At 55.0% G+C, this 21,412-nt stretch carries 20 protein-coding genes; 9 read left to right on the forward strand and 11 right to left on the reverse strand.

From position 1 onward, the window contains the following. Positions 1 to 60: 60 nt before the first annotated feature. Positions 61 to 918 (reverse strand): PaaI family thioesterase, encoded by an 858-nt coding sequence (locus M8010_RS19555; RefSeq protein WP_250094382.1) that lies wholly within the window; start codon positions 916 to 918, stop codon positions 61 to 63. Positions 919 to 1,409: 491 nt separating this feature from the next. Between M8010_RS19555 and M8010_RS19560 the strand changes: the two genes are divergently transcribed. The 6 genes from M8010_RS19560 (at position 1,410) to M8010_RS19585 (ending at position 7,756) form a co-directional block, all read left to right on the forward strand. Further along, positions 1,410 to 3,011 (forward strand): acyl-CoA carboxylase subunit beta, encoded by a 1,602-nt coding sequence (locus M8010_RS19560; protein WP_250094383.1) that lies wholly within the window; start codon positions 1,410 to 1,412, stop codon positions 3,009 to 3,011. A gap of 3 nt (positions 3,012 to 3,014) precedes the next feature. After that, a complete protein-coding gene (locus M8010_RS19565) occupies positions 3,015 to 4,964 on the forward strand; it encodes an acetyl/propionyl/methylcrotonyl-CoA carboxylase subunit alpha (RefSeq protein WP_250094384.1) in 1,950 nt (649 codons plus the stop codon). Continuing rightward, positions 4,964 to 5,425 (forward strand): MaoC family dehydratase, encoded by a 462-nt coding sequence (locus M8010_RS19570; RefSeq protein ID WP_250094385.1) that lies wholly within the window; start codon positions 4,964 to 4,966, stop codon positions 5,423 to 5,425. The genes M8010_RS19565 and M8010_RS19570 overlap by 1 nt, the downstream gene beginning before the upstream one ends. Continuing rightward, positions 5,425 to 6,177: an SDR family NAD(P)-dependent oxidoreductase gene (locus tag M8010_RS19575; RefSeq protein WP_250094386.1), complete on the forward strand. Its 753-nt coding sequence runs from the start codon at positions 5,425 to 5,427 to the stop codon at positions 6,175 to 6,177. Before M8010_RS19570 ends, M8010_RS19575 begins: the two co-directional genes overlap by 1 nt. A 92-nt stretch (positions 6,178 to 6,269) precedes the next feature. Next, positions 6,270 to 6,887, forward strand: a complete 618-nt coding sequence (locus M8010_RS19580; protein WP_250094387.1) for a TetR/AcrR family transcriptional regulator — start codon at positions 6,270 to 6,272, stop codon at positions 6,885 to 6,887. Then, complete coding sequence (locus M8010_RS19585; RefSeq protein WP_250094388.1) at positions 6,884 to 7,756, forward strand: HpcH/HpaI aldolase/citrate lyase family protein; 873 nt, start codon at positions 6,884 to 6,886, stop codon at positions 7,754 to 7,756. The genes M8010_RS19580 and M8010_RS19585 overlap by 4 nt, the downstream gene beginning before the upstream one ends. A 411-nt stretch (positions 7,757 to 8,167) precedes the next feature. Here M8010_RS19585 and M8010_RS20170 read toward each other — a convergent pair whose 3' ends face one another. The 7 genes from M8010_RS20170 to M8010_RS19615 all read right to left on the reverse strand — a co-directional run bounded on the left by M8010_RS20170 (position 8,168) and on the right by M8010_RS19615 (position 14,960). Continuing rightward, positions 8,168 to 8,446: a RepB family plasmid replication initiator protein gene (locus tag M8010_RS20170; RefSeq protein ID WP_502846237.1), complete on the reverse strand. Its 279-nt coding sequence runs from the start codon at positions 8,444 to 8,446 to the stop codon at positions 8,168 to 8,170. A gap of 172 nt (positions 8,447 to 8,618) precedes the next feature. Further along, on the reverse strand, positions 8,619 to 9,788 hold the full coding sequence (locus M8010_RS19590) for an acyl-CoA dehydrogenase family protein (protein WP_250094389.1): 1,170 nt from the start codon (positions 9,786 to 9,788) through the stop codon (positions 8,619 to 8,621). After that, positions 9,785 to 10,081: a hypothetical protein gene (locus M8010_RS19595; protein WP_250094390.1), complete on the reverse strand. Its 297-nt coding sequence runs from the start codon at positions 10,079 to 10,081 to the stop codon at positions 9,785 to 9,787. Before M8010_RS19595 ends, M8010_RS19590 begins: the two co-directional genes overlap by 4 nt. Before the next feature lie 1,486 nt (positions 10,082 to 11,567). Then, positions 11,568 to 12,464, reverse strand: a complete 897-nt coding sequence (locus tag M8010_RS19600) for a recombination directionality factor (RefSeq protein ID WP_250094391.1) — start codon at positions 12,462 to 12,464, stop codon at positions 11,568 to 11,570. Positions 12,465 to 12,527: 63 nt separating this feature from the next. Beyond that, complete coding sequence (locus M8010_RS19605) at positions 12,528 to 13,529, reverse strand: YqaJ viral recombinase family nuclease (RefSeq protein WP_250094392.1); 1,002 nt, start codon at positions 13,527 to 13,529, stop codon at positions 12,528 to 12,530. Between the two features lie 86 nt (positions 13,530 to 13,615). Continuing rightward, a complete protein-coding gene (locus M8010_RS19610; protein ID WP_250094393.1) occupies positions 13,616 to 14,578 on the reverse strand; it encodes a DUF932 domain-containing protein in 963 nt (320 codons plus the stop codon). A gap of 31 nt (positions 14,579 to 14,609) precedes the next feature. Next, entirely contained in the window at positions 14,610 to 14,960 is a 351-nt protein-coding gene (locus M8010_RS19615; RefSeq protein WP_250094394.1) for a hypothetical protein, read from the reverse strand. A 590-nt stretch (positions 14,961 to 15,550) separates the two neighbouring features. Between M8010_RS19615 and M8010_RS19620 the strand changes: the two genes are divergently transcribed. The 3 genes from M8010_RS19620 to M8010_RS19625 all read left to right on the forward strand — a co-directional run bounded on the left by M8010_RS19620 (position 15,551) and on the right by M8010_RS19625 (position 19,098). Beyond that, positions 15,551 to 16,696 carry a YagK/YfjJ domain-containing protein gene (locus M8010_RS19620; protein WP_250094395.1) on the forward strand — a complete coding sequence of 382 codons (1,146 nt, stop codon included), beginning with the start codon at positions 15,551 to 15,553 and terminating at the stop codon, positions 16,694 to 16,696. A gap of 454 nt (positions 16,697 to 17,150) precedes the next feature. Next, on the forward strand, positions 17,151 to 17,276 hold the full coding sequence (locus tag M8010_RS20005; protein WP_284048226.1) for a hypothetical protein: 126 nt from the start codon (positions 17,151 to 17,153) through the stop codon (positions 17,274 to 17,276). A 172-nt stretch (positions 17,277 to 17,448) separates the two neighbouring features. Next, on the forward strand, positions 17,449 to 19,098 hold the full coding sequence (locus M8010_RS19625) for a YfjI family protein (RefSeq protein ID WP_250094396.1): 1,650 nt from the start codon (positions 17,449 to 17,451) through the stop codon (positions 19,096 to 19,098). Between the two features lie 125 nt (positions 19,099 to 19,223). Here the strand turns inward: M8010_RS19625 and M8010_RS20175 are convergent, their stop codons facing one another. The 3 genes from M8010_RS20175 to M8010_RS20180 all read right to left on the reverse strand — a co-directional run bounded on the left by M8010_RS20175 (position 19,224) and on the right by M8010_RS20180 (position 21,403). Beyond that, positions 19,224 to 19,448, reverse strand: coding sequence for a WGR domain-containing protein (locus tag M8010_RS20175; RefSeq protein WP_502846238.1), 225 nt, complete (start codon positions 19,446 to 19,448; stop codon positions 19,224 to 19,226). 39 nt (positions 19,449 to 19,487) lie between these two features. Then, entirely contained in the window at positions 19,488 to 20,435 is a 948-nt protein-coding gene (locus M8010_RS19630; RefSeq protein WP_250094397.1) for a DNA-binding protein, read from the reverse strand. A gap of 713 nt (positions 20,436 to 21,148) precedes the next feature. Further along, entirely contained in the window at positions 21,149 to 21,403 is a 255-nt protein-coding gene (locus M8010_RS20180; protein WP_502846239.1) for a replication initiation protein, read from the reverse strand. Between the last annotated feature and the right edge of the window lie 9 nt (positions 21,404 to 21,412).

A 21,412-nucleotide genomic window follows, 5' to 3' on the forward strand; every position in this document is an offset into this window, starting at 1 on the left:
TATAACTATCGGTTGTTAGATTTAATATACATAATTTTCTCCTTTGGTCAAGTAATATTTTTAGCCGTCCGCGGACTGCGCGGACACGAAGGTGACAGTCGCCTCGGCTATGGGCCCTCCGCTAGTGCCACCTTGATGGGCCACGATGTTCAATGTTGCGGTGCTGCGCCCGAGCTGGACCAGGCGGGGGACGGCGATCAGATCCTCGGGGCGACCGAGCTTCAAGAACGAGACGTGCACCGAGGCGATTTCGAGCGGACGCTCAACGGCTCGGCATACGTAGCGGAAGGCGCAGTCCTGCAGCAGGGACACGATCACCCCACCGTGGAGCGAGGGCAGGGTGCCGTTGCCGATTAGTCCAGCCCTAAACGGTAGCACGAGGTGTTGTCCCTCGGCCGCGGCCATACCCATCAGCTCGGCGTAGCTCGGGGCGCGGGATGGCCGGCGCGGCGGCGGCAAATCGCCTGGGGGTTTTGGGGGGCTGGCGTGCGCAAGCATAAAGAATCTGCCGACGGATACCGCGAATGGCCCATCGCCTGTGGGTGTTCCCACCTCGCTCTTGGCTACCATCGAGCGCGCCCTGCGAGGATCGACCGCCCCCACGGGCGTCGCGTATGCGATAAAACCTCGCCCTGCCGGCATAGGACGTAGATAGTCTATCCGCAGGTTCAGCGTGACACATGTTCTTGCAAAATCCATGCAGGCCATGCTGGCGATGCCGCTGATCGTATCCATCACCGTTGCCAGTGCTCCCTGCGCCACATAGTTATTGCCGTCTTCGATGGCAGGGAGCGGATGGACGGTCCCCGTCACCGCGCCGTCCGGCGCGATTCCGTAGCGAATCCCAAGTTCTTCATCATGGGCGATGGGGCCGCCAAAGTGCCGCGCCATACCCTCTCTCAGTTCGGATGCATACAAGATCATTCCTCCATACCCCTTTCGTCCGGTTTAGGCACAAACACTTGTCAAAGCTGGACATCCATGATTAGAATAACTAACATTTGGTAGAAAACAAGTCGAGGAGGGATGCCTGTGAGGCTGACTTACGAGGAGTTCAAAAACAATTCGCAGTAGGTGACGCAGGCCCCGGACCGTAACCGAGGCTGATGTTCCACTTTTGTGTGGCTTGTCCGGCGACTTCAATCCCCCCCCTGCACTCGGACGCGGAATTCAGCGCCGGCAGCAGCTTCGGCGGGCTGATTGCTCACGGACCGCTTGTCCAGTCAATGGCGATCGGCCTCATGTCGCAACTCAACCTGATAATGGAACAGTGCGGGTATCGTGACCTTACGCCCACTGGTGTTGAATCAGACCGGTGTCACTGTTCAGGATGGAACCATGACGCTACTGACGGAATCAGCGTCAAGCAAACGGGAGCTGGTGAAAGTTCGATTCGCGGAGAAACAATAATGAAACGTTTAGACACGACGGTTGATGCGAAAAGCGATGGGTTCCGCCAGCGGAGCGAAGAATATCAGGTCCTGCTAGACCAGCTGGACGAAAAGCTGAACTGGTCACTCGGCGGCGGTGGTGAAAAGATGGTCAACCGCCATCATGAGCGTGGCAAGATCCTTGTGCGCGACAGGATCGATCTTCTGGTTGATCCGGGCACCGCGTTCATGGAGTTGACCCCCCTGGCGGGATACGGGCTTTACGAAAACCAGCTACCCGCAGCCGGGATTGTGACCGGAGTTGGCATGGTGCGCGGCACGAGCTGCATGATCATCGCCAACGATGCGACGGTGAAAGGCGGCAGTTTCTACCGAGAGACCGTCAAGAAGCACATCCGTGCGCAGGATATCGCCTTTGAGAACCGTCTGCCGGTGCTCTATCTCGTGGACTGCGGCGGAGCGAATCTCAACCAGATGGAAGAGGTGTTCTACGACGAGAACCATTTCGGCGGTACCTTCCATCGCCAATGTCAGATGTCGGCGCAGGGTATCCCGCAGCTTGCCATCGTCTTTGGGGAATGTACGGCGGGCGGCGCGTATATCCCCGCGCTCTGTGACGAATTCATCATGGTCGACGGGCAGGCGTCGATCCATCTCGGCGGCCCTCAAATCGTGAAGGCCGCGATCTCGGAAACTGTCGGTCGCATGGAGCTGGGCGGCGCCGAGATGCACTCGCTCACCTCGGGGGTCAGCGACCATCTCGCCGCCGATGAGGCCAGCGCTATCGGACGCCTGCGCGATATGGTCGAGGCGCTGAACTATCAGCAGCCCTATTCGATCGAGCGCAAGCCGACCGTTGATCCGCTTTACGACATCGACGAGCTGCCCGGCATCGTCGGCACCGACCTGAGTCGTCTTTTTGACCCGCGCGAAGTCATCGCGCGCCTCGTAGACGGCAGCGAGTTCCACGAGTTCAAGCCCGCATGGGGCGAAACGCTGGTCTGCGGTTTCGCGCATCTCGAAGGCTTCCCCGTTGGTATCGTGGCCAACAACGGCGTGCTCTTTGCCGAGGCGTGCTTGAAGGGTGCACATTTCATCGAGCTGTGCGACCAGCGCGGTATTCCGCTGATCTTCCTGCAGAATACCACCGGCTTCATGGTTGGTAAGGAAGCGGAGCGCAACGGCATATCGAAGCACTCGGCCAAGCTGGTCTATGCAATGTCGAACACGCATGTCCCGCGCTACACCGTGATCATTGGCAGCTCTTACGGTGCCGGCAATTACGGCATGTCCGGTCGCGGATTCCGCCCGCGGTTCTTGTTCACTTGGCCAAACGGGCGAGTAGGGGGCATGAACCCTGATATCGGCAGCGCGGTTCTCATGAACCTACGGCGTGGCTCGATCTCTCGCGAGGCTGACAGCGAGGCTTCCCACGCGGAACACGAGGCCACGGTGCGTAAGATGTTCGAGGAGAAATCGGATCCCTATTTCTGCACCGCTCGTCTGTTCGATGACGGGATTATCGATCCGCGGGACACCCGTCGGATCCTGGGTCTGTGCATCGCGCTTGGTTTCACCCGACCGGAAATTCAGAGTCATCGGCCCGTGTATAGGATGTAAAAAATGATGGAGTTTCTTACTGCCCCCAACCCAATCCGGACCGTTTTGATCGCCAACCGTGGCGAGATCGCCTGCAGGATCATGCGTACTTGTCATCGGCTCGGCTTGCGAACTGTCGCAATCCATTCCAAAGTGGACAGCGAAGCGCTGCACGTGCAACTGGCAAGCACGTCCGTCTGTATCGGCCCGGCCGCGTCTTCGGAGAGCTATCTCAAGATCCCAGCGGTTATCGAGGCGGCGAAGGCGAGCGGCGCGGATGCGGTTCACCCTGGCTATGGTTTCCTGTCGGAGAACGCGGATTTCGTGAAGGCCTGCGACGAGGCGGGACTGCTCTTCATCGGCCCGTCCGCCCATGCAGTGGCCGAGATGGGATCAAAGATCCAGGCCCGGCGCATCGCCAAAAAGGCCGGAGTGCCGACCGTGCCTGGTTTCGAAGGCGTGAACGCTAGCTATGAAGAACTGTCGGAAGCAGCTGTCAAGCTGGGCTACCCAGTCATGATCAAGGCTAACTCGGGCGGCGGCGGACGCGGGATGCGTCGGGTAACCTGCGCCGATGCACTGAAGGCGGCGATCGATTCAGCCCGGCAGGAGGCTGGGGCATCCTTTGGGGACGACTCGGTGTTCATCGAGAAGCTGATTGAATCGACCCGGCACCTCGAGGTGCAAGTCTTTGGCGACGGTCGAGGCGGCGCACTGCATTTCTACGAGCGCGACTGCTCGGTGCAGCGTAACCACCAAAAGGTGATTGAAGAGGCGCCCGCGCCGAACCTACCCGAGGTGGTGCGCGAGAAGCTGCTGGAAAGCGCGCTCAAATTGACCAGCGCGATAAAATATGCCGGAGTCGGCACCGTTGAGTTCATCATGGAGGCCAGCGGTGACAGCCCGTATTTTCTCGAGATGAACACGCGCTTGCAGGTCGAGCATCCGGTGACCGAGGAAATCTGCGGCGTTGACCTTGTGGAGTTTCAGCTTCGTTTGGCTGCCGGACTGTCCTTGCCGCTGACGCAGGAGCAGATTGTGCCGAAGGGCCATTCGATCGAGGTGCGAATCAACGCCGAGCGTCCCGAGAGTGCATTCATTCCCGGCACCGGCACGTTCCTTGATGTTGACGGGCCGGCGGGACTCCGGTTCGAGACCGGTGTGGCGACGGGCTCCGCCGTCGGGACCAACTATGACTCTATGATGGCCAAGCTGATAAGCTACGGGCCGGATCGAGAAAGTGCGCGGCGCCAGCTGGTCGGCGGGCTTAAGTCGCTATCGATGATCGGGGTACCGACGAACCAGGCCTTCCTGATCGACTGTTTGGAAGCAAAAGCCTTTGCGGATGGCAGGGGCACGACCGATTTCCTAACCGAGACCTTCCCAGACGGATGGTTGCCGGACGCGGACGAGCTGACGCGGCTGCGAGGTGCGGCGGCAAGGGCGTTCTGCGAAACGGGCGAGGCCGATCCGCGCCAGCGTCGCGACTGGTTCCGCACAGTCAAGAGCCGCCGGGGCGCGCGCGCCGACTTCGTCGTCCAGGACGATTTCGGCAACGCGGAGCTGACGCTCTGGACCGGCGGCCGCAACGCGGTGGAGGCGGACGGGAAGAGCCTTGACATGACGGATGTCGAGGCGACCGTCTTCGAGGCCCCCGATGCACTCTACGCGATGCGCAACGGGCTGACGATCGCCGCGAACATCATGATCGCGTCCGATGCGAAACTCGGCGGGGCTGGCGTGGGGCTGGCTGAAGGCGATATCGCCGCTCAGCTGACTGGCCTTGTCACCAAAGTCTTTGTGACCGAAGGCGAAGAAGTCGAGGCCGGAACCCCGCTTCTGGAAATGGAAGCAATGAAGCTCGTGCACACTTTGACCGCGCCGTTTGGCGGCAAGGTAACCAACGTTTCGTGCACGGACGGTGCAACAGTACAGGTCAAGACGGTCTTGATGTCGATTGAGGGGGAAGAATAATGGCTGGGCTTTACTTTGAAGAGTTCGAAATTGGTATGGTCTTCGACCACGAGTGGACGCGGACCCTAACCGAAACCGACAACAAGTGGTTTTCGCTGCTGACGATGAACACACAGCCCGTGCATATCGATAGCCATGCCGCAGCCAAATCGGTCTGGAAGAAACCGCTGATCAATTCGCTGTTCACTCTCGGCTGCATGGTGGGTATGTCGGTGAATGATACTACCTTCGGAACGACGATCGCCAATTTGGGCATGACCGACGTGAAGTTCCCGTATCCGCTGTTCGAAGGCGATACCATTCACATCCGGACGACGGTTCTGGGCAAGCGGGAGAGCAAATCACGCCCCGGCGAAGGCATTGTTACCTTCCGCCACGAATGCTTCAACCAAGATGACAAGCTGTGCGGGAGCTGCGACCGCGCCGCACTAATGAACATGCGCTCGAAGGAAACTGCGTGATGATCAGCACACGACGAGTTCTGATCAGTGGCGGCACTGCTGGCATTGGTCTTGCCACCGCCCGCCTGCTGCTCGAGCAGGGCGACCGGGTGGTCATCTCTGGTCGCTCGCCCGAACGCGGAGAGGCTGCGCTGCGCAGCCTTAACCATCACGAAGCCTCGTTCATTGCCTGCGATGCTTCAGACCCAGCGCAGTGCGTCGCGATGGTTGACGTGGCAGCCGAACGCCTTGGCGGCATCGACGCACTCGTGAGCTCCGCAGGGGGCAATCCGCGCCCCCGGCTGCTAAAGGATACTCCCTGCGAGGACCTGCTTCCGAGCATTAACCGCTCGCTGGCTCCGACGATTATGCCCGCTCGCGCTATTTTGCCCCTCATGACAGGCCAGGGCGGGGGTTCCATCATCTGTTTTGCTTCGGACGCTGGGAAACTCTCGACGCCCGGAGAAGTCGCCATCGGCACGGCGATGGCGGGTATCATCATGTTCTGCCGCGCCATGGCGGAAGAGACTAAGCGAAACGGAATTCGCGTTAATTGTATCACGCCATCAATTGTTGAGGGCACCGAGCTGCATGATGACCTGATGGCCGACACCTTTGCCGGGAAACTCTTCACCAAGGCAAAGCTACGTGCCGAGCTTGGAGTGGTGCAAGCATCGGAAGTCGCCGCGCTGGCAAACTTCCTGATCAGCGCGGAGGCCATGCGTATTACCGGTCAAACAATCTCCATTACCGGCGGTATCTCAACTATATGACAGCACCGGTACCATTCAGGAATAGCGAATGCCTGATAGCTCGATTCGCTTTGGACCCGCCTGAAGGTAATCTTGAACGGGGTAACTGTGAATTGGAAGAGATACTACATCATACTCAGAAAACCAATGGACGAAGTGCGAAGGCAGAGACTTCGCGCAATGAAATTCTAGAAGCCGCGGCAAATATTATGCGCCGTCATGGCTACGCGGAGATGTCGCTGCGCAAAGTGGCAGCCAAGGTGAACATGAAAGCGGGCTCGCTCTATTATCATTTCTCGTCGAAAGATGAGCTTGCCAGTGAGGTCATGCGGATCGGTGTGGAAGCTGTGGAGCGGGAGGTGCGCGAAGCGCTGGGCCAGCTCGGACCGGCCGACAGTGAACAGCGACTGATTACTGCGATCCGAATCCACCTAGATACACTCTTGCGGCGCAGCGAATTCGTCTCGTCACACATTAGGTGCTATCCCTTCGTGCCCGATAGGGTGCGGATACAGCTTCGCGAGGTCCGGCGCAACTATGACCTTCTGTGGCTCGAGCTGATCGGAGAGTTCATGAATCTGCCTGCGCAGAGAGAGGAAGTGAGCTACGTCCGACACATCCTGATCGGTGCGCTAAACCAATCACTTGAATGGTTCAACCCGAATCGCCATTCGATCGACGATTATGCCCGGCAGATCGAAATGATGCTGGGACAGTTCCGGAGGCAATGACCACCATGACCTATCGGTCCTATCTTTTCGTCCCGGCAGACAGTCCGAAGAAAATGTCGAAAGCTGGAGGGGGCGAGGCGGACGCCTTGATCCTCGACCTCGAAGACGCGGTCGCCGATGACGCTAAGGCAGAGGCCCGGGTCATGCTGGCCGAGTTCCTCGCCGAGCCTATCGCGCCGGCCCGCTTCGTGCGGGTCAACGCAATGGATACCGGGCTGACGGAGGCCGACGTCGTGGCCACTGCCGCCCTGCGTCCAGATGGCTATGTCCTCCCTAAGTGTCAAGGGCCCGACGACATCGAGACGCTGTCCCGGCTGATTGACAAGCACAACGGTCCGCGCGAGACGCAGATCATGGCGATTGCCACGGAAACGGTTCGCGCAGTACGCCGCCTCATGCGAGAGGACTGGTCGCATCGGCGCCTGTCCGCAATCACCTGGGGTGGCGAGGATCTCGCGGCTGACATGGGTGCCTATTCTAACCGGACGGCGGATGGCGGCTATGCTTCGGCTTTCGTGCTGGTCCGAGATTTAACCCTATTCGCTGCACTCGAAGCTGCAGTGGCGCCGGTGGATGCGGTCTTTACTAACTTCAAGGATAACGAGGGACTGGCGCGCGAAACTGAGGCGGCCAGCGCAATGGGTTTCACCGGCAAGATGGCCATCCACCCTGCTCAAGTGCCCATCATCAATACGGCCTTCACTCCAAGCCAGACTCAGGTCGATTGGGCAAACAGGGTACTTGAGGCCTTCGCCAGGGCCGGTATCGGCGTCGCGCGTCTCGGGAACGAAATGCTCGACGCGCCGCATCGAAAGCGGGCAGAGGCAATTCTTGCGACCGTGCGGCGAATCGGAACAGTTAGGCACTGAGGTTACGGCGGCACGGTTCGCTAGTGAGCACTTTCGAGTGCGGCATGAACTGCCTCGTATGTTGCCCACTTAAATAGCGACCAGAAACCCAAGTCTTCAGCCATCGCGAATCAGAGACCACATACCTAATTGACGGATGTCATCGTCGTTATGCTTCTCCGCACGGCCCTCTGGGTAGCATACATAATGATGGATGATGAAAGGCTCTGAGTATTATCTGCTCGCTGTCTACACTGCCCAAGTTTTTCCGAGATGTGTTTCCACAAGCTGAGGCGCCGCCGCACTGTGTAGGCCATCTACAACGAGTTGAACCTTTCCGAAACCATATTCGTGGGCCAGGAGTTATACAATCAAATCTGATGTTCGGCGGTCAGGTGGCTGTCCTATCTGACTGATCGGTCAACGGGCCCCTCAACTCTCATGATATATGATGCTTTGAACCAAACGACTAAGCAAAACACGGGACGGCTGTCTCTCGCCATTAGGATACTCGATGATACGTATCGTTTGATCCCAGAGACGCTTAATCGTAGATTTGAAGGTTCTGTATCCCCTCATATCGATCATTGTATTGGCCGACTTAACCCTATCGATCTCATCCGCGCTCGACTCATCACGGCGTACCTCGGCGATTGCAGCAAGGATCAGTTTCGGCTCCGAGAGAAATAGGTTGTGAGCCGTGTCCATCATTGTCTCGTTTGGCTAATTCATGCGTATAACGCAACTATTGCAAAATCAGGCTCGCGAATTAACCGGACGGAACGCTAATATAGGATCAGCGCATTCGCATCTGACCCAAATGCTTTCCTCATCATACGGACATTGTCTCCCGGTACGAATAGCCATGGTCGCGGTGTTTTCATCACATTCTCTTGGCGACTTCTTCCAGCATTACTTCGGTTGCACCGCCCCCGATGGACTGTACCCGCGCATCACGGGCCATGCGTTCGATCGTGCTTTCGCACATGAACCCCATGCCGCCATGAAACTGCACGCAGTCATACATGACCTCGTTTACCAATTCGCCGGCCAGCGCCTTTATCATCGACACGTCGCGGGCCAGTTCCTCGCCGCCAGCAAGTCGCGCAGCGGTGGCATAGACCATCTGGCGACAGCACTCGACGCGCGACTGTAGCATTGCGAGCCGCTGACGAATGGCCTGTTTGTCCCATAGCGGCGCGCCGAAGGCTTGTCGGTCACGGAGGTAAGCGACGGTCAGGTTGAGCGCCGCCTGCGCCTCGCCCATCGCCATAGCGCCCAAAACCATACGCTCGTTCTGGAAGTTCTTCATGATCTCGTAAAACCCTTGCCCACGCGCGCCGAGCATACTAGTCGCTGGCACGCGGACCTCGTCAAATGACAGCTCCGCCGTATCTGATGACCTCCAGCCATGTTTGTCGAGCGCACGCGAGACCGTAAAGCCAGACGTTTCCTTTTCGACCAGAAACATCGTCATCGATTGGCTGAGGGGGGCGTCCGGCTCAGTCTTGACCGCCACGCAATAAACATCGGCGTTCACCCCGTTGGTGATGAACATCTTAGTCCCATTGATGACCCAGTGGTTGCCGTCAAGCCGCGCGTTGGTGCGGATGCCCTTTACATCCGACCCGGCTCCCGGTTCAGTCACGGCGACGGCGGTAATCGTCTCACCACTCACACAGCGCGGGATCCATTCGGCGCGTTGCTCGTCATTGCCAGCGTTGAAAATGTGGACGGACGCCATATCGGTGTGCACCAACGCCGTGATAGCCACACCAGAGAAGGTGGACATCCCCAGCTCCTCTGCCCAGACCACGGTTGCGCGTTCGTCGAGCTCCGATCCGCCCAGCGCCTCGGGGTAGCGGATACCAAAAAAGCCCAATTCCCCCATCTTGCGCAGCACATTGCGCGGCGTGGAGCCCTCTCGTTCCCATAAGTCGGCGTTAGGTTTAATCTCAGTTTCAACAAAACGGCGCACTTGGGTGCGAAGCATTCGGTGAGTTTCGTCAAAGAACACCGGGCTGTCGTGGGCTGTCGAGAATTGTGTTGTCATAATGGTCCTTTCGAATGGCTGTTATGCCACCAGTCACGAAAATGGATTGCCCGGAGATCTGGGCTGGCCAGAAATATGGCCAATCCAGCGATGTTATGAACTTCCGTCACGTCAAGATGCGCGATGGCTTCGGCTTTGCCAAAGAGTTTTGAGGCAAAGGGATCCTGCATAACTTTGTCATAAAGCGCGTGTCGCGCACGATCCACGATCAAGGGGGTCAGCGTATTGACCCGGATACCCTGGTGTTTTGCATCAGTTGCCATGGCGCAGGAAAAGATTGCGACCCCGGCCACGCGCGCACTTCTGTCACGAGTCCAACGAGTGGCGCAAAGATTGCTCCCTCGGAGGCCGTATCTTGTTGGGCGTCCATCCGCGCTTCGGCTAGTGGGTGAGCTGCCAAGGACGCTTGCAGTCCCTCTGCAACTCTGAGCTTATCAAGTGTGGCAAGGCACCAGCTATCTGTCAAATACTGACAACCAGAAGCCAGAAACTTGCCAGTTGGTTCTGCACCAAGGGAAACGCTGATCAATTCAGCTTGAGTCTCTGATTTGGTAAAAACAAATTTCCGATAATCGAATCGACTAGGAACGATCATGGAGCAGACGAGTCGATAAAATTGAACTATTAGATGCTGAGCGAGAAAATAGATGATAACGCAAAGCGAATTCCATAGGTTTGCGATTAGTTGCCGTCTTTTTTAATTAATCAGCGCTTCCTTAGCTGCGCTAACACAAGGCGGGCCGTGTCAAATATTCCTCTTCAATGAGTTAGCTTTAAACGTGGCTTGGACCTCTGCCGCCACGGATGCCTGTGCGCAGTGAGGATGATGTTGGAGGGCATTCATTACCACTGGGCCAGTGGATGATACGGTGATCAAAACGGGTGTTTCAGTTATTCTCGATAGGCCACACCACGAGGGGCAATCGCATTCCGATTTTCTCGTGATAAATCTGCCCACTACCGCTTCTTGGAGTAGCTTTTCAAATCAGTATGTCACTGTCCAGGGTGTTGCCACCCCTGTTGATCTATTTGATTCCAACGAAGGAGCGCAGCAAGAACACCTCGCAATCTGGCTTACGGACAGCTTACACCCTTTGGGTGCTCATCGTTCTCCACAGGTGCCGAAAGGAAAAGGCTACCGAGAGCTAACGGATGTCATTATAAATCACGAATTCGGCGCCGTTTTGATGGAGTCGAAGGCGCTTACGGTTTTCGGGTGCGCGAGCCTTCCTAATAATCGGATTGCCACATTCTTCACAGTGATGTTCTGCAATGACTGGAATCTCTGTGATCGTTATGTGCCCCACAGCAAGGGCGCCTTCCTGTGATTTCAAGGTCTTCTGCGGGAAACGGAACATAACCGAGTTGGGAACATAACATGGATAACCTCTTCGCGGGCATCTGGCCTTCGCCGGATGAAAAGGATCAGAGTACCGTTAAGTTATCCCGCGTCACGCGGCTTTGATGAGGAGAGTCAGGCAGCCTGCCAGGGTGGCAGCTTTGCCGTGGAATCAGTGGCAGCTTTCGCGTGGAATGGGTGGCAGGCTTCGTCTGGAATCAGTGGCAACCTTGGTCCGGAATACGCATGGTAAAAAAGTAATCGCCCGATTCTTGACGGATTTCAAAGGTTCTATTATTCAGCAAGTTAGATCAAACCATAGTTCGTTACCAGCTGAACGGACCAGAGTCTACCTTTTACTTCAGGGCACCCCCTCGCAACCAAAAAATAAACACACATCGATCCAGACGAGTGGCCCATGCAGGACCACTCGTTAAATTTCATCTGGAAGCTGATGTGGCGGGTGCGAGGTTGCTTTGTAGCTTTGATACAACAGAGGAACTGTTCACCGTCCCCTCGTCTTCATTTTTCGTCGGTGGATAAAACTCCTCAACCACCTGACTCGCCTCATCCTCATCGTATTCAAACAGCGCATTGCCAAATCCCTTGGCCGCCGCCGCATCCAGCGCAGCCTGATCAACGCCCTCCTCCTTTACCTGCGTAGCCTTTTCCCTCGCCTCGGCTACCGCTTCCTGCAGTGACAGTCCCTCCTTGATCACCAAGTCCACATAGTAGATCGGCGTTCGGTGGCTCTGTGCCGTGCTTTTACCCCTCAGCTTCAATTCCAACGGCATGTACGCCAGCAGACCACCAGAGACTGCCTGGTAGTAGCTCAGTCTGGCTGCTAGGGTTCGAATACTGTTGTAGCCGGTCGTGCGGAAGATGAAAGTGCCGAGATCATCATCGTCACCGACCTTGACGTTCAGACGGCCATAGGGCTTGCACAAACCACCCTTGCCGTATTCACACAACGTCGGCCCCGGGCATGGCAAAGACTGCACGCCTGATTGCGTCAGACGCTTACAGGTGTCGCCATTACCGACACATATGGGCCGCCCGCTTTTGCGGTCGAACATGGTGTACTCAGCCCGCAGATTCAGATCCGCATCGTTGAACAGCATGCGGACCGGTATGGTTCGCAGTTTGCCGTTTGGCGCGTCCTTCCGGAGCTCTTCATCCATGGGATGCAACAGCCACCCGGCGTCCTTCTCCTGGATCTGGGAGGTGATGGTGAATTGATCATCTTTCTGAGGTAATCGGATACCGTTCTTTTCAACTACCCGACCGATGCTGATACGCCCCAACACGGGAGGCGTGATGGCTAAACCTTTAATCATGATGTCTCTCCTGAGAAAAAGGACCACGGGGCACTCGTCACGCCCGCGTGGCCAATGGGGGTTTTATGCTTGAATGAGGAATCGCCGGCTCCCCGGCTTGGTGAGTGGGTATTGATCCAGAAGCCCTGGCTGATCTTTCAATAACTGCTTCACATTGAGCCCGACGGAATCCTTGCTGCGTTTCCAGCTCACGCTGCCACTGGGGAAGGTTGCCTTTGATGCCTCGCCCATCTGACTCTCGATTCGCTGTTTCAGGTGAGATTCGGTGGACTTGAGGCTTTCCATTTCCGAGCGGATGGCCAGTAGCTCGTCGAACGCATCCGACAGTTCCTTGCTTTGGCTGAAGTCCAGGGTCTCCCCTCTGTCCACCGGGTACAGGTGGCGCAAGGCACGCTCGGCAGAATCAGTACCGTCAACGGGTGGTGGCGTATCCGTTTCCACGAAATCCCAGAACTGGCGCTCCAGCACCATCAGAGATTCAATCAGCTCTTCATTGCGCTCGATGCGAAAGATCTTTAATGACTGACCGCACAGCAACACACAGACGTCTGCCGACTGTTTGCCGGTAACGGCCAGCTGGTGTTGAACCTGGCACTGGATGTAATCCGGCACGCCCTCTTTCCAGAGACGTGACCCGAACTCACCAGCGGTTTTGCACTCCAGAATCTGCACGTCGTCACCGGCCACCACGGAGTAATCCAGGTTGGCCAGCATCCAGTGCTTTTCGGGATCTGGGTGCTGCAATACCGCATTCACCCGGCGCACCTTGCGGCCCGTTTGCTGGCTGTACTGTTCGGCTACAATCGGTTCCAGGACTTGACCCCAGTAGACCGGTGAAGTCGGATCGTCGGAATCCGGTTTCGGCAAGCCCGAATCCCTGCCGGTTTTGACCATCCACAGTTCCAGTTGGGATTGATACGGGTTCAGACCCACCGCTGCTGCTGCATCACTGCTGCCAATGCCCTGCTTGCGGACTTTCAGCCATTCATCCCGGCTGAGGCCTTTGGTGGAGACCAGGCGCAAGGCCGGTCGTTGTTTTTGAAGGGTGTTTGCACTCATGCCCATGGTTTTTCCTCCAGACATAAAAAAAGCCCACCAGAGCATCAGGCTCCGGTGGGCTTTATGGCGGTTTTGAGATTTGTAGGGTTGGCTCAGGCCACAAGTGACATGGCCTGCTCTAATGCACGGTTCTTAACGGCGGCACCGGTTCCGAACCAGGCCGAATCCAGCCGGTGGTCCACGGTTTTGGCGCGGCGCTGGTGGTCGATGAATTCGGTCACAGCGTTAAGCAGGCCGTAGGCCGTGCCCTCTGAGGATGCCAGATTGGCACCTATGCCCTCGCCTTCATACAGACCCAGAGCCTTCGACATGGAGCGTTCGTTGGTTTTGCCGACCCCGGTACCGGAATCGTCAGTGAACACCTTGAGGAAGTAGTTTCTGGCTTCGGTGGTTTTCACTTTTCGTTCGCTCAGGGTCTTCAGCCGGTACATGAAGTCGTCCCAGGCGGAGACGGAAATGCCCAGTTGCTTCTTAACCAGGTCCGCATCGAACGCTGTGTTGTGCTTCACCTTGACGGCGTTGGCATTAGAGCCCTTCAGCGCAACAGCCAGCGTGTTATTACACACCACCCGGATACTGGTGAACTGAGCGGTGGTTGCCATGGTGCCATCACAGGCGGTGGCCAGCAGCACGTAGGCATTAGTCTGGTCATTGCCCTTGAGCATGCCAGACTGCCCGGTACGGGCCAGTGCCCACATCTTTCGACCGCCCTTAAGCACACCAGCGGTTTCCAGCTCAAAACCGGATACCTCCGTCAGATCCCGATAGAACTCCAGGATTTCTTCTGGTTGAACCACCTTGAAGCGGTTACCGACCACCGATAGCGGTGCCCGTGTATCCGAGCGGTAAAGCACCTTCGAATCCGGGTAGGACAGAATCTCACCCAGGGTGCCACCCGAATTGGTGACATAGCGGACCGGGCTTTCCTGAATCTGCCAGTCCAGACCGGCTTGCTTTGCCCATACTTCCAGCGGCTGATTTGAGGTCAGTTCATTCCCCAGGCCATGCCACGGGGTTTGGCCAACGTAGGCCATTTGCTCGATGAGATGAGCCATGGTTGTTCTCCTTTGAATAGCGCGGGGGGAATTAGCGGGTGTCGTCTGACGAGTCGGGGTCGACACTGAAGGCATAGCCGCAGTCGAGGCAGCGGTAGTTGTCGAGCACACGGTCATCCAGGACATCGCCCAGAATCACGCCAGCGGAAGCGCCGGTCGCACCACCCAGCAGCGCACCGATAACGGCACCACCAATACCGCCGACAGTCGCGCCTACTGGACCGCCGACGATTCCCAGGGCGGCACCGGCTTTCGCGCCAGCCGTTGCAGCGGCATAGCCGCCATAAGTCCCGGCCGACGCACCGACTACGCCCGCGGTTTTCTTGCCGTAGTTGTTCTTACCGATCCGGACGGACAGGCAGTTGGGGCATTTTTCAGACATTGGAATTACCTCTGTGAATGGGGAAAGGAAGGCACTGTCAGTGCCCTGGTTCACAGTGGTGATATAGGTTTGAAAATCGCTGGGATCGAATCGGTAAAACCGCCAAACAAGCCCGCAAGCAGACTGAGGCCATGAACACTAACTTTTTTGACCGCTAATGCCGCCTAACCAGCGATTCCCCTGGCCAATAAAAATCCATTGCCCAGGCTCGCCGGGAATGTGCGCGCCTGCGACTTTGGCTTTGTATGTTATTGGGTAGTCAGCCTCCTTTAGAGAGGCTGTAGAGTATCTATGTGATAGAGGGCTCACGAAGTGAAAGCCCAGACAGACTCTCATAAGCAGATAGGGAGATAGACTCGCCTTTACTATGTCATTGCCATTAGACATCAAAGAGTCAGAGGGGAGATCCCCCAAAGGATCTCCCCGTTCACCGGTACAAAGACAAAGCCCAGCATCAACCGGATCCATCAAGTGAGCGAATTCAGCGAACCTCACCAGAGGTCGGCATACCGGCAGTGACGTAATTTCTTACAGGCCCAGGAGATGGTACGAGCACAACGCTCAGTACCTTTCCTACCTGGAGAAATCTCATGAACCCATACACTTACGACGATACCCCGACCGACGAAGAGATGCTGGACTGGTTGGGCGGATTACATGGCGGTGAAATCATTACCAATGCCCTGGGTCAGCCCATTACGATGCCCTCAGATTACCACTGGCGCAACGACCTGATTTGGGTCGACCAACAATTGAAAGCTCTGGCTAATGCAAAGCCGGTTCTTGATCACCAGCGACTTATTAAGCCAGACGCCTTCGGCTCAGAGGCCGTTGTGTTAGCCCCAGATCCGTTGTTAGAGACACTGACCACACTTTTCACTGTATTAGTGACCATGTTTCATAAAACAGATATTGGTCAGCACTATCGACCCAGCCCCTACGCTACACGCTTCCTGTTGGCTTTTGGCGACTGTGCGTACCTGCACGAGGCGGGTTTTTATCAACCACCTGTGCTGAGCCGTGAAATTGCAGAACAGATGGTCTTGGACCTCAATCTCCGACTGGACGCTTGGTATCAGAGTCAGCAGCAACCGGACTTTACCGCCGAGTGTTATCGTAACCGGCGCAACAGCCGAAAGAACCACACGAGCCTGTGTGAGCTGATGGAGGCCCTCTTTGAGTGCTACAGCCGCTTAATGGTTGTTCGGATAGACTTGGGCTATAGCGAGTTCGACAGCCCCTACATCGATTACGAAACAGCCCGTTACCACCGAAAGCAGCTTTGCCACGCCTTTAACACCCATCCACTGTTCGATCACCTTTTGGGCTACGCCTGGAAACTGGAGTGGCAACCCAAGAAAGGGTTCCACTACCACTTCATCTTTTTCTTCGACGGTCATCAGTGCCGGGAGGACATTACTCAGGCTCGTCTCATTGGTGAAATGTGGACCAACGCAATGACCGGGGGGCAAGGCCGTTACTGGAACTGCAATCTTGATGCTCAGCAGAGCTATTGCGACAACGCCATGGGGTGCATTGACTACCATGATTTCGAAAAGAAGCGCGGACTTTACTGGCTGGCTAAGTACCTGACCAAGATCGACGAATACGCTGCCATGTTGGTTTACGGCAGGACTTTTCAGACCAGCCGTAAACCGGTCTTACCGCAGGGGCCTCGCATGGGTCGCCCTCGGCAATCGGCGATGGCCTGGCCTGATGGGAAAGTAGGGATTTGATCCTGGCAAACGATTCGTAATAAAGGCCAATAGTATGGAATGACCCCGCAGCCACGGAAAAAACCCGCCTAAATCGAGTCAGCGACACCAAACGCCGGGCCATTTCCCGCTGCGGGCATAACGGTCTGCCTGTTTCGGCAGGCCTTTGTTGATCCATCAGGAGCCTTATGATGAACCCTTTTAACTATGCTCGACACACCACGCCAAACGTTTCAGAAACGTCCACAGGATCCCCTTCCGCAAGACCCGGCCCATTGCCCTGGCAAAGGACAGGCAAACCTGAATCAGCCTCTCAAACGAACCAACCCGAAGACGATCCCCGACTGGTCGCCATGGAACGCTATGAGTCCAAACGTCGGTTGATCCGGGATGCCAAAGCTCTGAGCAAATTACGCAAAATTACTCAGGGACAAATGGCCGAAGAAATCGGAGTGCCGAGACGCACATTAGAAGAATGGCTGCAGTTTCGGCGGATGCCCGAAGCCCCAGGTACGACCTTGATTCGGCGGTGGGTGGCGACGCACTGGAACAAGATGTCGTGATATCAGCCTGCACCCGCACCGACGATAATGAAAACTGAATCAGCCAAAACCTTTCAGTCTCAGCAAAGTGGCATCGTTCAAAACGCCGGATGAAAGCTAGCCCTCAGTCCACCGGAACCAGCATCAATCCGTATTTTTAATATAAAGCATCTTAAAAACCTGCTAATCCTGCTAGTATTAGCAAAATTAGCAGGTTTTTATGGATACTAAATGATTAATTACGATGCAGGCACCGACGAAGCAACCGAAGGGCATAGCGATGATGAGCACGCCGACCAAAGATTTACACCGCCCTCTGGCGATGAGTCATGCCCGCACTATCGTGAAGGCAAGTTGTTCGAAAACGCGACTCTAGAGGCAAGTCGCTTCGTTCAAGTGGATTATGAAATGGCCGTGGCTTCTGCACTCGGCGTTGTCGCCGCATGCTGTCAAGGGCTTGTTGATGTGGCCTATCCAAACGGACACACGGTGCCGACCTCACTCATGATCATGACGCTGGCTGGTGTCAGTGAGGGCAAGACTTCCCTAGACAATGAGTTCAGTCGACCGATACGCGAGTTTGAGAAGCAAAAAGACAAGGATCGTCAGGAGGAGGTCAAGCGCTACCAGCGAAACCTGGACATCTGGAAACAAAAGGAAAAAACACTCAACAAGGCGCTAAGCAAACTCTACGCCGAAGGCGAAGAAACGGCGGCCACTGAACAGGCGCTCCACGACCTGGATAAAGAAAAGCCTGAGCGCCCTCTCAGTTACCGTTTCATTTACGAAAGAGCCACACCCAGTGCGCTTCTACACAGCCTGTATGAGAACCTTCCTCTTGGCTACTTTCTTTCAGACGAAGCCGGTTCTCTTTTGATGGGGCCTGCCTTTGATGACATTAACCAATTCAATTCTCTATGGAGCGGATCCGATATTCCGGTCGATCGACGAACAAGTGACAGCTTCTTGCTGACAAACGCACGCCTGTCCGTAAATCTCATGATGCAGCCTGCTATCTTTCAACGCTTCATGGAAAACAAGCGTGGCCAACACGCTTATGAGAGCGGATTTTTTGCCAGGTTTCTGATTTCCAACCCGATGCCCAGCAGTCAAACGACGTTAAGTGAACGCTCTCCAGGTGATGACATGAAGCAATTTCATGAAAGAGCCCTCAAACGACTAAGTGCGTCGATTTCTGCTTGCCAAGCAGGAGAGCCACGCACCGCATTAGAATTCAATGGGACCGCTACCGAAACCTGGAGAAAAATCTACCAAAAAATCAAGGAGGAAGAACAAAACGGACGTGCGTACATGCTTGAAAAGGGGCACGCCAAAAAGTTAATGGATAACATATCCCGCGTTGCCGCCCTTCTTCATACGTTTGAGAACGACAGCTACGAAGAGGTTAAAATTACAGAGAAAGACCTTGTGAACGCGACCTCGCTGGTGCGCCATTTTTCTGGGCACTACATGAGAGAATTAGCCCAAGAGCCAGAGATTGTCACGCTTGCCGATAAAATGATCTATACCATTCGTAACCGTGGGGACAAAAAAGAAGGTGACCTCAGCGCGGGGACAGGCGATGAATATACGTTCGTTATGTCAAAAATAAAGCAATATTCACATCCAGATATCCGAAGCACAGAGGGCTTTGATCGCGCTATATCCTTTCTAGAAGACCTTGGTCATGTACAAAAGAAAAGATATGGACGCGATTATGTCTTCAGGGAAACAATAGTGTTAGACGGGTACCTTAAGCCTGCGATAAAAAACGGTGAACTTTACTACGTCAAAACATTACCCAAGTTCGCTGATCAGGTCGTTCTCGATGAGGGTCGTGGTCCAAGCTATTACGCATACAAAAACACACGCGATCGCTGATACCCATCGTGATTACACGCTGCCCAGCCGTCGGCTGTGTGACAGGATCCATTCGCAGGATCAGACTGGAATCCACATTGTTCGTTTCCCGTTTTCGGCTACCTCGGCTACCTCGGCTACCTCGACTATTTCGAGGGGCAAAACTCATACTGGTGCCGTCGACGGAGTCGTGCAATTTTTCGGATGGCCACCTTCACGCTTTTGACATCTGAGCAAGGTATGAGCTTGGAACGACCGTGCCGACTGGTTTTGCTTCCCCAGACACACAGCACCGAAAGACCTCCAAACAGATCTTTTTGTACGGTAACCCGATAGAACCGAGTTGGCGTTTCCCACCGAAGCGCTGACATAACTTACTCAATCTCTCATTTACTCAAATGAGTTAATATTCACTTCTTCTTTTTCAAGTCTACCTCGGACTCAGAGATAGAAAACCTCCCCATTAAGCGGTCTAGCTGCTCCTTGTAATGCCCAGCCTGAACCTCAAACTCCAAGCTTTTCCTTGCCGCCTCTGCATGACTTTGTTTGGCCTCATCACTCTCGGCTTTAAGCCGATCAATTTGTTTCAGCGCCAAATCCAGTTGTTCGTTTTGAACTGCAAGCTGAGCCTGAGATTCATCTTGTTCTTTCACTAGGGTATCCCGCTCAGCCTCGACGCTGTCGACCCGTTTTTTGAGCTGTGACAATTCCTTTTTGAACTCATCGCGTTCCTGGCGAAGATCCTCTTTATCTCGCTGAAGATCTGCGTTCCGGCTATGGAGTTCTTTGAGAGAAGATTCGGCGGATTCTCGCTGCTCACGCTCTTTTGATAACTTTTCCTGACTAACCGCCAGGTCACGCTCCAATTCGGCTGCTTTACTCCGAAGCGCGTCCACTTCCTCCTGAGATTTTGTAAGTTCAGATCGAGACTTAATCCCCTCTGCTCTCACAAATCCCAGCTGTTCTTCCAGGTCTTCGACAGTAGCGGCCGCATCCACAAGCTCTGCTTCGGCATTTTCCTGCTGTTCTTTGGCAGAACGAATGACTTCTGCGACTCGGCGCTCCGCCGTTTTTACCGCGCGGGAGTTGAGGTTCTGAGCCAGACTCCGCACCTGCTCCAGGAAAGACCCTGTCATTTCATTGAGCGCTTCCTCCACTTCCATAGGGAGTTCCTGAACCGGCTCACTATCGACCACTTCCTGAGAGCGCTTGTAGTCCTCCCAAACTCGAACCAGGCGGCTGGGGTTCCCGCCGCCAATAATCTTTCTCAAGGCGAAGCCTGTTACTCGCCGGCTGTCTTCGAGCAGTTGCTTGCCCGCCTCGATGATCTTGTCGTCTTCTATCTCAGGTGGTCGCATCTCGAATCCTCAATCAATGTCTGTTAACACCATTATAGACCAAATAAAGAAACTAACAAACAAATAAACGAACTAATAAACAAATAAATCTGAAAGGTGCAGAGAAAATAAATTGATGCTGGCCTGTTCTACCTGGATGACTGGGGTATCAGATAGATCCCCCGTTTATTGCCTAATAGGTTTGGTTCTGAACGATATGTTTTAGAGGAAAGAAAATGCTAAGAGTAGAGGTTCGAGAAAATTCATTGCCCATAATGAGAAGTGGTTAGCCTGGACTGGCTCGTGCTCTTGATATCGGGGTTGCCATTAGGACGTTTCAAAGAGTAATCGTTATGGAATTTGAGAGACCTGCTCTGCCGACAGCTCTGTGGCGTTTCTGTCGGCAGAGCCAAGTTGGGACGGAGCTATTTGCAAGACCGGCGGTTTGAAGGATAATTTTAGCTAAAGTCGCCAGTTTGCAACCCCTTGAGAATCTGAAGAGCCTGCTCACAGCCTTCAGGAGTGACAGTTGACTTGGAACTTCCCCTCCACGCCTTAATTGGACTTTCTAACCATTTCATGGCCTATCCTCGAGATTTAAACACAGCCTTAGCCATCAGCAGAGCACTTATCGGCGTTCGTTGAGGATCTTTAAAATTACTCATTTACTCATACTCTCAATTGAGTGATTTCGCATTAATGATAACTTGGGCAGCTCAAGTCACCTTGATAGGTCATCGAAGCAGTACAGGCCACCCACAGAGTGCCAGAATGTTCGTACACGCTTTGTGCATTGGGTTTTTGGTAATCAGCCCGGAATAGCCGAATTCGGCTTCCAGCTTAGCCTGCATAGCCGTTTCGACAGCTGCAAGGTAGCGCATTGGCTTCTGGCAGTCGTGGTGCCCGATGAGAACAGGCGCATCGAGCCCATGACGTAGGTGAGTGTTGTCCCAGGCAAGAGCTGCTCCTGGACAATCAATATCAAAGATTAACCAACT

This window comes from Marinobacter sp. ATCH36 (assembly GCF_023555055.1).
Taxonomy (GTDB): domain Bacteria; phylum Pseudomonadota; class Gammaproteobacteria; order Pseudomonadales; family Oleiphilaceae; genus Marinobacter.